9 protein-coding genes and 2 tRNA genes are annotated in these 12,470 nt (G+C 62.8%); 1 reads left to right on the top strand and 10 read right to left on the bottom strand.

From position 1 onward, the window contains the following. The first annotated feature begins 129 nt into the window (after positions 1 to 129). Positions 130 to 603 (top strand): Ros/MucR family transcriptional regulator, encoded by a 474-nt coding sequence (locus AC1MGR_RS20120; protein WP_480232704.1) that lies wholly within the window; start codon positions 130 to 132, stop codon positions 601 to 603. Positions 604 to 1,002: 399 nt separating this feature from the next. On the opposite strand, the gene AC1MGR_RS20115 is transcribed toward AC1MGR_RS20120, so the two are convergent. From AC1MGR_RS20115 to AC1MGR_RS20070, 10 genes are all read right to left on the bottom strand, one after another. Next, the gene (locus AC1MGR_RS20115) at positions 1,003 to 2,175 is read right to left on the bottom strand and encodes a YncE family protein (protein ID WP_480232703.1); all 1,173 of its coding nucleotides are present in this window, start codon (positions 2,173 to 2,175) and stop codon (positions 1,003 to 1,005) included. Between the two features lie 964 nt (positions 2,176 to 3,139). Continuing rightward, entirely contained in the window at positions 3,140 to 4,558 is a 1,419-nt protein-coding gene (locus AC1MGR_RS20110; protein WP_480234847.1) for a peptidoglycan L,D-endopeptidase MepK, read from the bottom strand. Between the two features lie 625 nt (positions 4,559 to 5,183). After that, a tRNA-Gly gene (locus AC1MGR_RS20105) sits at positions 5,184 to 5,257 on the bottom strand. 71 nt (positions 5,258 to 5,328) lie between these two features. Beyond that, positions 5,329 to 5,412, bottom strand: a tRNA-Tyr gene (locus tag AC1MGR_RS20100). Between the two features lie 68 nt (positions 5,413 to 5,480). After that, positions 5,481 to 7,289 (bottom strand): single-stranded-DNA-specific exonuclease RecJ, encoded by a 1,809-nt coding sequence (gene recJ, locus AC1MGR_RS20095; protein WP_480232702.1) that lies wholly within the window; start codon positions 7,287 to 7,289, stop codon positions 5,481 to 5,483. Between the two features lie 116 nt (positions 7,290 to 7,405). Beyond that, entirely contained in the window at positions 7,406 to 8,803 is a 1,398-nt protein-coding gene (locus AC1MGR_RS20090) for an NAD(P)(+) transhydrogenase (Re/Si-specific) subunit beta (RefSeq protein WP_108035049.1), read from the bottom strand. A 3-nt stretch (positions 8,804 to 8,806) separates the two neighbouring features. Beyond that, entirely contained in the window at positions 8,807 to 9,256 is a 450-nt protein-coding gene (locus tag AC1MGR_RS20085) for a proton-translocating transhydrogenase family protein (protein ID WP_108035050.1), read from the bottom strand. A gap of 17 nt (positions 9,257 to 9,273) precedes the next feature. Further along, entirely contained in the window at positions 9,274 to 10,413 is a 1,140-nt protein-coding gene (locus AC1MGR_RS20080; protein WP_480232701.1) for a Re/Si-specific NAD(P)(+) transhydrogenase subunit alpha, read from the bottom strand. Between the two features lie 69 nt (positions 10,414 to 10,482). Beyond that, positions 10,483 to 10,776: an aa3-type cytochrome c oxidase subunit IV gene (locus AC1MGR_RS20075; RefSeq protein WP_056219345.1), complete on the bottom strand. Its 294-nt coding sequence runs from the start codon at positions 10,774 to 10,776 to the stop codon at positions 10,483 to 10,485. A 124-nt stretch (positions 10,777 to 10,900) separates the two neighbouring features. Then, on the bottom strand, positions 10,901 to 12,265 hold the full coding sequence (locus AC1MGR_RS20070; RefSeq protein ID WP_480232700.1) for an ABC1 kinase family protein: 1,365 nt from the start codon (positions 12,263 to 12,265) through the stop codon (positions 10,901 to 10,903). Positions 12,266 to 12,470 lie beyond the last annotated feature (205 nt).

Raw genomic sequence — 12,470 nt, 5'->3', positions numbered from 1 at the left:
TGTGGACATCTCTTATCTGTGATGTGCATGTCAGGCATGTTCACCGGCGAATTTGGCCTTGGGCGCTTGATAAATGTCTACGAATGGGCGATCTGCAGCCTTGGGGGCACAGGGAAAAGAAATCTACGCATGTCCGAAAGCACCGAAACTCAAACGACCGACTTCGTCGATCTCGCTGCCGATATCGTCGCGGCGTATGTATCGAACAACCCAGTCCGGACTGCCGATCTGCCGGACCTGATCCGCAACGTGCACGCGGCACTCAACGGTCTCGTCACCGGAGCCGCACAGACCACCGAGGAGGTCGCGCCCGAGAAGCCGACGCCCGCCCAGATTCGCAAGTCCGTGATGCCCGATGGCATCATCAGTTTTCTCGATGGTAAGAGCTACAAGACGCTTAAGCGTCATCTCAGCAGCCATGGCCTCGATCCGCATAGCTACCGCCAGCGTTACGGCCTTCCCGCCGATTACCCGATGGTTGCCCCATCCTACGCTGCCATGCGTTCGGAGCTGGCGAAGTCGATCGGCCTTGGTCAGGTTGCCAACCGCAACGAGGACGAAGAAGTGCCGCCGAAGACCAAGGGTCGCAAGCAGGCAGCCTGAGTCACGCCTTTGCGCTTGGTCGAGGTCTCGCTGTCACTGGATCGCGCGGGACCTCGACGGTCGTAGTACCGACGCGGTATCTACCCTCTGATCGCCCTTCAAAGCCGACGCTCATCGAGGTCAGTCGCGTTCCGATCGGCGATCGATTGGGTGTTGTTTCCCTCCGCCAAGATCACGAAGTCATTGGGACCGACGTCTCGCGTGGCGTAGAAATTCCCGCGCCTGTGAATAATTCGCGGACCACCGTGCAGACGATAGGGGTTCTAACAACGATCGTTGCAAATCCCGACGTAGTGAACACAAAGGGAATACTCCGCTCTCTCGTCAGCTATGGTGTCACTCGCGCCATGGTGACACAGCCGAGGTGGACTCCGAATGGTGCCCCCTCCATCGACGATCCTATCGCCCGGCTAGGGACGCGGGTTGTCCTGGGAGCAGGAGGCGATTGCCCGTATCGACAAGGGTATCGCCCGAAACGCGGTAAATCCCCAAATTCCGATCGACGTAATTGCTGATATAGACGTACTTCCCAGAAGGGCTGAATGCGACGCCCTGCGTGACGGCACCCGCCTCGGCCCAGGACGTGATGCAGACACCCTGTGTAGAAAGGGTCAGCAACGCAACCGCACCATTCTGTGTATACCCTGGACTTCGGTGTGATGCGCTCGAACCCCGCACGACCGAGACGGCGGCGTGCCGGCCGTCTGGCCCGATCACCAAGGCTTCCGGCGTATCACCTATTCCAAGATGATCGATGACGACCGGACGTCGACCATCAGCGCGAATGACGCTGACGGTGTCCGCGTGCCCATCGCTCGGCTGCTGTCCGGTATTTCCGGTGAGCGCGAGCGTTCCGTCGGGCGTGACATCGAGTCCATAGATCCCGGCGCCGACCGGCATGTCCTGTCCCGGTTCATAGCTCACCGAAGTACCCTCGATTGCCAGCACCCCGACCCGCGCCGCCTTGTTTTTAGCAACGAAAGCGCGTCTGCCGTTGGGAGCGATGGCAATAGCCGCGGCCTCATCGCCGACATCAATCGTTGCGACCGGCCGAACCTTCAGTCCGGTGATCGACAGCACGGTGACGCTGCGTCCCTCGCGGTTGGCGACGAGAGCGAGGTCGCCTCTATTCGAGATGGCGATGCCGGATGGTTGCCGTCCAACCTCGATCGTCTCGATCAGGCGAGGCGGCGTCGCGGTCAGATCAATGACATGCAGGCGATTGTCCGCGTGAGCGTACCACGCCGTACCCTCCTGCTGTATCAGGACAGAACTTGCGACCAAGCCGAGCCGTCCATCCGGCGTTATCCGCAGGTTTGTCGGTGGCCCGTACACGGAGTTGTCGAGTGGAAGGGTATGCACCAGCTGAGGCTGCGCCTCATTGGTAACGTCGATGATTCCGACGGCATCCTTCCCATTCGGGCCGTTGCGGCCGCCCTCCGGCTCAAAAAAGGTTTTTCCATCGAGGCCGACGAGGAGGAAGGCGGGTAAGTCTCCTGACGCGGAGGCGCTTAGTGGTTTGAAGACAATCAGGAGGGCGATCCCGAGCGCACGAAAAGCAGTGAATTTCATGTCTCGCACATAGGGCAGCGTGCCCTGAAGTCCCGTTCAGCGAGCCATCCTGTGTTTTCGGCTAACCTGAAGCGCAGGTTGGTACCCTACCGGAACAGACGTAGTCCGGCCCCGAGAAGACCGAGGCCGGCGATCAACAAGGTCCCACCAGCCCACTCCAGGGCGCTCCGACGCTGCGGCGACGCTTGAGCGGCGGCTGCGAAAGCAACGCCTGCCAGCAGGAAACTGGCACTTACCGTAAACATCAAAGACCGCCTCTATTCAGGTTCCGAGCGATCGCGGTCCTCATTGACCGATTGCCAGACTCTCCCAACGCCGGAGTTTTCTCTTTGTCTCCGAAATGCATTCAGAATGGCATACCCCATTTGGGGGATCGAATTGGCTTTCGAACACAAAAAGCTCCTGTTGCGAACCATGCGCCGATACAAATTTCAATTGAACAGTAGATATAGGTACCATCTAGCACTGAAAGGATAAACGCGAAGCATTGATGTGTTTGGGCCCCTCCCACGAAAGCAATATTTCCTGCCAATGCGCCCCGTTTTAAGCATCAGGAATTGGTGTTTGATGTTCGGGATTTCAAGAAATTCTAACTCGTATTTATCTCTGCTAATGACGATCCGTATTGCAGAGCGCCCTCACAGCGTCGCTCTGAACGGTGAGCAAGCTTAATGAATTCGTATCGTCGCCGAGTGCAACGCTTCGGTGTCCTGTCTCGTCCGGGAAGAGCATTTCATGAGTGAGCGGCGCGGTTGCACGACGCCAACCGTCCCGAAGGCCATCACGATGGCCGCGCTCCGGCCCTATTCCGATGCCTCGCTCGGTGTTCAGGCTGACGCCAATCAAGCGAGACAGGGCCTGCCAGCGCGTGCGCTAGCGGCAATCGGGCGTCCTCGCTTCAGATCTCGGTCACACGACGCGAACCGAAACGATCGCGCCTATCAGAGGCGACAATGCCGCGCCTTCAGCGGATGCCGGGCACGACGCGTGTAGCCGAACCGCTGAATCGAGAGGCTGTCAGATCGTCTCCGGGGCTGCGGGCCGAGAAGCGGGTGGCGACGCCGGCTTGCGGCATGACGATCGCAGTCGGTGATCCGTCGAGCTTTGTTTTCGCGTTGGCAAGCCGTACCGGTGCAGCACGGCTGACGGGTTCAACATTTGCGGCAGCCGCAACGAAGAGAGCATGCAACTGCGTGCGCGGATCGGCATCAGCCGATACGAGCGCTGCACGGGATGGCGTTGACGGCGAAAGATTGGCCATGCCGGCATTTCCGAGGCCAGCAAGCTGTACGGTGGGCCGTGGGGGCGGAAGGGGCATTGTCAGGGCAGCGGTCACCGCCGCAAATTCCGCCGGACGTCGGGGGGGCAGTGGCAGGGCTATCAAAGCGACTGCCTCGGAGACTGGCGTTACAGCCGCCGGCGTCTCGCTCGTCAGGAGGCTCTGGGCGTCACGGCCGTCCCGACGCCGGAAATTGGTTGTGAGGGTCTCATCTGTGGCAGGTGCCGCATAGGCAAGTGCTGCGCGAGTGCCGACGGAGTCCTCAGGATCAGCACTGGCGACGACGACGGCTGCCGCCTTCGTGCGCGCCTTCTCATACGCTTTCGTGGCGACCTGAACCTGCGATGCGGGGTCCTGTGTGCGGCCGCCACCGAAGAGACTGGCGAAGAAGCCCTTGATGCTTGGCCCATCGTCCTCGTCCATCTGCGCCACTTCCGTCACCCCAAAGACGGTACCGCCGCGCGCAAGGATCTCGGCACGCGCCATTTCGTATCCGGGTAGGGGACGATTGTCGGAGGGCAGGTGGACGGTCTTTCCGTCTGGAAAGAGGCGGGCCAACTGATCGTGCGTCATGCGCGGCCAAGACCGGACCGAGCCCACATCAAGGTGTACGAACGGAGACCCTGAACGCGGATACCAACCAACGCCGCCTCTCTGCATCCGCATACCGATGGCCCGAATCTGGTCAATCGACACGTCCGGCAGGTAGAAATCCATTGCCTTGCCGAGCATGTGCTGACTGTACTCGGCGACCATCTTGGATCGCCGGCGCAGCATCGCGTTGGTACCGGGCGAACGATAGGCTGAGACGACGTTGATCGGTTCCTGAGAGCCCACCGACCGGTAGGCTTCCCAGACCGTGTCGAACAGGCGAGGGTCCATCTTAATCGGCTCGTCGACACGCCAATCGCGCAGGAGCCAATTTAGCTGCTCCAGCGCTGCCCTGTCGTAACGACCGTCTCGTTTGAAGGTAACCGTCAGGCTTTCCTTCGTATGGGTATGATAGATCGAGAGGGTCCGCGTATCGCCGTTGGCGATGGCGTCCTGGGTCCCGCGGGTTCCGCCTAGCAGCGCCAGACCGAAGCATGCACCGACGACGGTCAAACGTCCGGTGCATTTCCAGAAGACGCGGCGATGGGTGGTCCGGCCGTTGCGCAGAAGCTTACCCACCGTGGTTTCACCCTCAACCCAATCGCGCGCGGGGCACGGATCATGGTGAACGCAAGGTTGCCGAAAACCGTAAATGTCCGGTTTACCGGATCCTCATCGCTTCGCCTCTCGATGCCCAACGGCTAAGTCTGAACCGTGGCAAAATCGTGCCACACTGTGCGCGGATGCACAGCGCGGACCTTTTTCCTAGGTCTTTCGGAAGGCATAGCGGTACGTGCGAGGGAACGGCGAAACGCTCCTGCTACGCCGCCTCATGTCTCCAATTAGACGTACAGGCGCACCAAATCTCCCGACTGACCATCGCGCTCCCGAAACGTAGATCTATGAAATGCTCCAGCTGCATCGAAGTGCCGACACCCACGCGCGAAGTTCTGCGCGTCAAGTCTCCGCTCCGAAGAGCTGAAATCCCATCCATAGCCGCCGGGACGAATAAACTGACCTGCGCCTCGGTGGTAGAAGACCCGCCCCACAACGTTGCCGATCAATACCTCAATGTATCCGTCGACCCAACCGGGAGCGGATAACATGCAACTCTAGCAGTGTGGGCACAGGAACTGTATGGAGCGGGTACCGGGAATCGAACCCGGGTATTCAGCTTGGAAGGCTGCTGCTCTACCATTGAGCTACACCCGCATCGCCGACCTTTGTAGCAGGTCACCGAAAATCGAGACAGCCCGAAGAATTCGGGGATCTCGGTAAAGGTTTGGTGGGGGAAGTAGGACTCGAACCTACGAAGCTTACGCAGCGGATTTACAGTCCGCCCCCTTTGCCGCTCGGGACATTCCCCCAAACCGACCACCTTTCGGCGGCGCGCCGTCCTTATGATGACCGCCTGAGCGGGAGTCAACCGCATCGATCAATCGAAATACGCGAGATCGCAGATGCGCATCTGGGCGCGTTCGGCGCCGCGCCATGTATCAACGGACAGCGTGCCGGCTACGTGCACTTCTCTGCCGATTCCGGAAAGGAGAGCTTGTCCCAGCGGACCCTGTGCCGACCGGAAGGCGATTGCGCCGATGGTCTGTCCGTCCCGACTTCGCAGGCGGGAGCGAACGTGGCCCTGACCAACGACCGCGGCGTCCACGATGCGGTGGCGCGGCAGGACGAAAGTCGGCTCCGGAGCCGCGGACCCGAACGGGCCGGCCCGGTGGATCATGCGCACGAGTTCGGCGGTCACACCGCCTGCACTCATCGATCCATCCACGAGTAGCGCTTCGACAGCCCGTGCCTCGGCTACGGTTGTAGCTAAGACCGACGTCAAGTGGTCGCGAAAACCGCCGACGTCCGATCCAGGCAGCGTTACGCCCGCAGCCATGGCGTGGCCGCCGCCCTTTAAAGCGAGGCCCGCCTCGACTGCCGAGCGGACTGCGCTTCCCAGGTCGGCGCCTACGATCGACCGACCCGAACCTGTCGCGGTTCCATCTGGCCGGAAGGCGAAGGCAAAAGCAGGGCGCCCAAACCGTTCCTTCAGGCGGGCCGCGATGAGTCCGACGACGCCGGGATGCCAGTCGGCGGACGCGGCCACCAGCACCGGACTCTCCGGATCGAGAGTGAGTGCGTGGTCCATCTCCGCCTCAGCCGCAGCGACGGCATCCGCTTCGATGACCTGTCGTTCGCGGTTGAGCCGGTCGAGCTCCGCCGCGATCCGCGCCGCTTCCGCCGGGTCGGCGGTGGTAAGCAGGGTTGCTCCAAGCGCCGCATTCCCGATCCGCCCCCCGGCATTGATGCGGGGACCGACGAGATAGCCGAGGTGCCAAGCCTCCGGCGACTCTGCCAAGGACGCAGCATCCAGCAGCGCCGCAAGGCCGATGCGACCGCGGGCGCGCATCACCTTCAGACCTTGCACGACCAATGCGCGGTTCAGGCCGACCAGTGGAACGACATCCGCTACGGTGGCTAGGGCGACGAGGTCGAGTTCCTGGGCGAGATCCGGGAGCCGATCCGCCAATCCGGATTTGCCGCGAAGGCGCCGATTCAGGGCGACGAGCGTGAGGAAGACGACGCCTGCAGCGCAGAGGTGTCCCAGGCCGGAAAGATCGTCGAGACGGTTCGGATTCACGAGCGCGCAGGCTGTGGGCAGGTGCTCCGGCGCGCCATGGTGGTCGAGGACGACGACATCGAGGCCGAGCGCGGCTGCAGCGTCGAGAGGCGCGTGCCCACTGGTACCGCAATCGACGGTGACTAGCAGCGTAGCGCCGGCCTCCCACAAGGCTTCGACGGCGGCGACGTTCGGACCATAGCCTTCGGTGATCCTGTCGGGGATGTGGATCTGAACCGTCAGGCCGAGGCGGCGCAAATAACCGGCGAGGAGGGCGGCACTGGCCGCACCATCGACATCATAGTCGCCGAACACCGCCACGCGCTCACCGGCCAGAACGGCACGGGCAAGCCGGTCGGTGGCTGCTCCCATATCGACCAGGCAATCGGGGTCTGGCATCAGGTGGCGCAGGCGTGGTTGGAGATACGCTTCTGCCTCGGCGGGACGGATACCGCGCCCCGCCAGAACTCGGGCGAGCAGCTCGGGAAGGGCGTGCGCCTGGACCATCGTCGCCGCGTAGGCCTGCAGGGCCGGATCGGCGCAGCGGTCGCGCCAGGGTCGGCCGAGGACAGAGTGGGAGACATCGAGGAACGCGCGTGGCGCGTCGAGGGCAATGGCAGCTGACACAGGACGATCATAGCGTCATGTGCGGCGCAGGACTGCATCCCAAACGACAAAGGGGCCGACGAATAAGCGCCGGCCCCCTCGAGTTAACGAATGGCGGGCCGTCGCCCGCGGACGCGTCAGAGGTTCTTGAGGATGCTGTCGACCACCTTCTTGGCGTCGCCGAACAACATCATCGTGTTGTCGCGGAAGAACACTTCGTTTTCGACGCCCGCGTAACCGGAGCCCATGCCGCGCTTGATGAACAGAACGGTCTTGGCTTTCTCCACGTCGAGGATTGGCATGCCGTAGATCGGCGAGGCCTTGTCCGTCTTCGCGGCGGGGTTGGTGACGTCGTTGGCGCCAATCACGAACGCCACGTCTGCCTGCGGGAACTCGCCGTTGATGTCCTCGAGTTCAAAGACCTCATCGTAGGGCACGTTCGCCTCGGCGAGCAGCACGTTCATGTGGCCGGGCATACGGCCGGCGACGGGGTGGATCGCGTACTTCACGTCCACACCCTCCTTCTTGAGCATGTCGACCATCTCGCGAAGGCTGTGCTGGGCCTGGGCGACCGCCATGCCGTAGCCCGGCACGATGATCACGCGCTCGGCGTTCTTCATGATGTAGGCGGCGTCGTCGGCCGAGCCCTGCTTGACCGGACGGGTCTCCACCGCGCCCCCGGCTGCCGCAGCGGTATCCCCGCCGAAGCCGCCGAGGATGACCGAGAAGAATGACCGGTTCATCGCCTTACACATGATGTAGGACAGAATGGCGCCCGAGGAGCCGACTAGGGCGCCCGTGATGATAAGCGCGAGGTTGCCCAGGGTGAAGCCGATGCCGGCCGCCGCCCAGCCCGAATAGGAGTTCAGCATCGAGACGACGACAGGCATGTCTGCGCCGCCGATCGGGATGATGAGCAGGCCGCCGAGCACGAAGGACAGCACGACGATGAGCCAGAAGATCGCCTTGCTCTCGCTGCCGATGAAGATGGCGATGAGCACCACCAGGGCGATGCCGAGGCCGATATTGATGAGGTGGCGCTGGGGCAGCATGATCGGCTTGCCGGACATGCGCCCGTCGAGCTTGGCGAATGCGATGACTGAACCTGTGAAGGTGATGGCGCCGATGGCGACCCCGAGTGCCATCTCGAACAGCGACTCCTTGTGGATGTGGCCGTTCTCGAGGATGCCCACTGCCTGCGGGGCATAGAGAGTCGCAGCCGCACCCATCACGGCGGCTAGGCCGACGAGGGAGTGGAAGGCGGCTACGAGTTGCGGCATCGCCGTCATCGGCACGCGCTTGGCGATGACGGCGCCGGCACCGCCGCCGATGGCGAGGCCCAGGATCACGATGATCCAGGCGCCGAGACCGGCCGGCGGATGGCCGACCAGGGTGGTCAGCATGGCGAGGCCCATGCCGATCATGCCGTACAGGTTGCCCTGCCGCGACGTGGTCGGGTGCGACAGCCCCCGCAGCGCCATGATGAACAAGACGCCGGAGACGATGTAGAGAAGGGATGAGACGTTCTGGGACATGTCTCAGGCCTTCTTCTTGTACATGCCGAGCATGCGCTGGGTGACGAGGAACCCGCCGAAGATGTTCACGCTGGCGAGGATGATACCGACGAACCCAAAGAAGCGAGCCCAGCCGGTTCCGTGCTCGACGTAAGGTACGCCGGCGGCAAGAAGGGCGCCGACGATGATAACGGACGAGATCGCATTCGTAACGGACATCAGGGGAGTGTGCAGGGCCGGTGTCACGGACCAGACCACGTAGTAACCGACGAAGATCGCCAGCACGAAGATCGCGAGCTGGAAGACCGTCGGGTCGACGGCGCCGTGCGTCACGGCGCTGAGGCCGTGGCCGAGACCGTCTGCATATTTCTGCGCCTGAAGCGCGTGCTGCTGCGCAATATCGGCAGCGGTTCGGGCCGCGGCAGCGGCGGCGCGCGCCTGCTCGGCGGCCTGATCGGGGGGAAGCGTAGCCATCGTGTCCTCCGGCGGGATCAGGATTTGGTCTGGAACGAGGGATGCGACACCTGACCGTCGCGGGTCAGGTTGGTCGCCTTAACAAGCTCATCGTCCCACTTGACCGCCAGGGTCTTCGCCTCCTTGTCGATCAGCGTCTCGACGAAAGCGTAGAGGTTGCGAGCGTAGAGGCTTGAGGCCGTAGCCGCGAGGCGGCCCGGCACGTTAAGGTGGCCGACGATCTTCACGCCCTTCTCGGTCGTGACGACCTCTCCAGCCTTGGCCCCTTCGACATTCCCACCACGCTCGACGGCCAAGTCAACGAGAACCGAGCCCGGCTTCATTGAAGCGACCATCGCCTCGGACACGAGTTGCGGGGCGGGCCGCCCTGGGATCAGTGCCGTCGTGATGACGATGTCCTGCTTGGCGATGTGGGTGGTAACGAGGTCGGCCTGCTTTTTCTTGTACTCCGCTGACATCTCCTTGGCGTAGCCACCGGAGGTTTCGGCCTGCTTGAACTCCTCGTCCTCGACAGCGACGAACTTCGCACCGAGCGATTCGACTTGCTCCTTGGTAGCGGGACGCACGTCGGTGGCGGTAACGACCGCGCCCATGCGGCGTGCCGTGGCGATGGCCTGGAGGCCGGCGACGCCGACGCCCATGACGAAGACGCGGGCGGCCGGAACGGTACCTGCGGCGGTCATCATCATCGGCATTGCACGGCCATACTCGGCCGCGCCGTCGACGACGGCGCGGTAGCCAGCGAGATTCGCCTGCGACGACAGCACATCCATGACCTGCGCGCGGGTGATGCGGGGCATCAACTCCATTGCAAAGGTGTCGAGTCCGGCTTCCGCCATCGCACCGAGCTCGGCCTCGTGCCCATAGGGATCCATGATCGCGATGACGCTGGCGCCGCGCTTGAAGAGGCCGATCTCGTCCGAGGACGGGCGCCGCACCTTCAGGATAAGATCGGCCGAGCCGGCCGCATCTGCAGCCGAACCGGCGATCGAAGCACCGGCGGCTTCATACTCGGAGTCCGGAACGCCGGCCTTAAGGCCTGCTCCGGATTCCACGGTCACATCGGCCCCGAGTCCGATGAATTTCTTGACCGTTTCTGGCACCGCCGCGACCCGCGGCTCCGCGGGATCAGTTTCCGATAATACAGCGATGCGCATGCAGGAATGCTCCTTAAAGGACGGCCCGAAGGCGACCCGCAAATCAGTCAAATTGTGGTTCTAGAGAAATCAGGCGAAGGCGAGATACAACGCCAACAGGATGCCGACGGCCAGGGGGGCCTTCCAGCCGATCGCAGGCGCGAGAGCTCCGACGGCACCGGCGATACCGGACAGGATCACGCCGAAGATCGCGGTCAGCCACGCCTCGCGGATACCGCCGACTGCCAGGGCCAGAACCCAGCACAGCACGACTCCGGTGCCGATTTCTACGAATCGAACGAAGCCGCGATAGGTCTGCTCGTGGGTCTTCTCATCCATTGCCGGGCTGTAATGCGCGCCGGACACGGTCTTGGTATCGGCCATCTTGTGGGCGTCCCCTTGGGCATCATCTTGATTTGTTCCAAGGGGATTTAGCGCAAGCCATGGTCGCTCGCAATCGACATGCACGCCGCGTATTCGCCTCGAACGGCTTTTTATGGCCACGCTTTCAAGCCGGCAACGCCAGTCCGACCGTCGTGAGTGCCGCGCCCTGCCGCGCTTCAAGATCGGAGAGGGAGAAGCGGTCGATCTCGGCCTCGAACAACCTATGATAGTTCAGCTCTGACCGGAGGTGCAGGAACACGGCACCGAGGCCCACGGCTGCCCGGTCCATGAACACGAATTCCTGCGGGATCGTGACAGGACCTCGTGCCTTGAGAGCCTGATGGACCTCGAAGGCTTGCCGCCGCCCATACTCACCCGGTTTGACCCCGTCGGCTACGGTTCGCGTACGGTCCTCTAGAATCGGCCCATAAATAAAGCGCGCCCAGATGTTCAGGATCTCGACGAGCTCCTTGTTCAGGTTCTTGAACCCCCAGGTTTCGTAGGCGTGGACGATGCGGGCATTGTCGTTGGTGAGTAGCCCCCGATAGAGGTCGACGACGCCACCGACGAAGCGCGGGTGAAAGATGCGGACGCAGCCGTAGTCGAGCAGGTTAATGCCCTGGGCTTCGCCTTCTTCCGAAAAGACCGTGTAGTTGCCGAGGTGCGGATCGCCGTGAATGACCGCGGCACGGCTGAAGGGATGCCACCAGGCCTTGAACATCGATTGGGCCAGCCGGTTTCGGATCTCGACCGGAGCCTCGGCGAAATCGAGGATCCGTTCGCCGTCGAGCCAGCCGAGGGTTAGAAGCCGCTTGGTCGAAAGATCCTTGTGGATGGTCGGGACCCGTACCGCGTCGACGTCGCGCAGGACGTTGCCGTAAAGCACGGCATGCTTGGCCTCGCGCTCGTAATCGAGTTCCTCCCGTACCCGGGCGCCGATCTCCTTGGCAATCTCGCGGGTGTCGAGCCATGACGACATTCGGCGATGCAGCGCGAAGGCGACCTCAAGCTGCTTGAGGTCCGCCTCTACCGCCGACTGCATGTCCGGGTACTGGAGCTTGCAGGCGAGGTATGTACCGTCCAGGGAGGTCGCGCGGTGAACCTGCCCAAGGGAGGCGGCCGCGGCTGGTTTCAAGTCAAAACTTTGGAAACAACGCTGCCAATCGGTCCCGAGCTCGGCCATCATGCGACGCTTCACGAAAGCAGCCCCCATCGGAGGCGCATCGGCCTGGAGCTTCTGAAGCTCGGTGGCGTATTCCGGCGGCAGCAGATCCGGAACCGTGGCGAGCAGCTGCGCCACCTTCATGATCGGCCCCTTAAGCCCGCCCAGTGCTTGCGCCAAGGCTGCAGCGTTGGTCGGCGCCTCCTTTCCGCCGAACAATTTCGCGCCGGCCATGCGTGCCGCCACCCCGCCGACATTCGCGCCAACGCGGGCGTAGCGGCTGGCGCGGGCGGAGAAGCGGTTGGCTTCACGATCGGTGTCGGCCATCGGGATCAATCAACTCGTCGAGGAAAGCTATCTCGGAAATAAGTGGAACGGGCCGCCCTGCCAGGGCAGCGGGCTCATGGGTCGCGGTTCGACAATCCCGCGTCCGTCCAATCGTCGCGGCAGCAGCGCGTCGGTCAGCCTTCACTGAACGGACCGGCGCCGAGGTCGCGGATCACCCCCACAGCTTCGGACGCCGCTTCTTCGA

It is taken from the genome of Methylobacterium sp. BI1, from assembly GCF_056680125.1.
Note: the sequence above shows the minus strand (reverse complement) of the source record. Positions and strands in the feature narration are given on the sequence as shown.

What these genes read in the sequence shown, in the direction of transcription:
- AC1MGR_RS20120 (WP_480232704.1), top strand. Translation starts at nt 130, where the DNA reads ATGTCCGAAAGCACCGAAACTCAAACGACCGACTTCGTCGATCTCGCT.
- AC1MGR_RS20115 (WP_480232703.1), bottom strand. Translation starts at nt 2,175, where the DNA reads ATGAAATTCACTGCTTTTCGTGCGCTCGGGATCGCCCTCCTGATTGTC.
- AC1MGR_RS20090 (WP_108035049.1), bottom strand. Translation starts at nt 8,803, where the DNA reads ATGTCCCAGAACGTCTCATCCCTTCTCTACATCGTCTCCGGCGTCTTG.
- AC1MGR_RS20085 (WP_108035050.1), bottom strand. Translation starts at nt 9,256, where the DNA reads ATGGCTACGCTTCCCCCCGATCAGGCCGCCGAGCAGGCGCGCGCCGCC.
- AC1MGR_RS20080 (WP_480232701.1), bottom strand. Translation starts at nt 10,413, where the DNA reads ATGCGCATCGCTGTATTATCGGAAACTGATCCCGCGGAGCCGCGGGTC.
- AC1MGR_RS20075 (WP_056219345.1), bottom strand. Translation starts at nt 10,776, where the DNA reads ATGGCCGATACCAAGACCGTGTCCGGCGCGCATTACAGCCCGGCAATG.
- AC1MGR_RS20070 (WP_480232700.1), bottom strand. Translation starts at nt 12,265, where the DNA reads ATGGCCGACACCGATCGTGAAGCCAACCGCTTCTCCGCCCGCGCCAGC.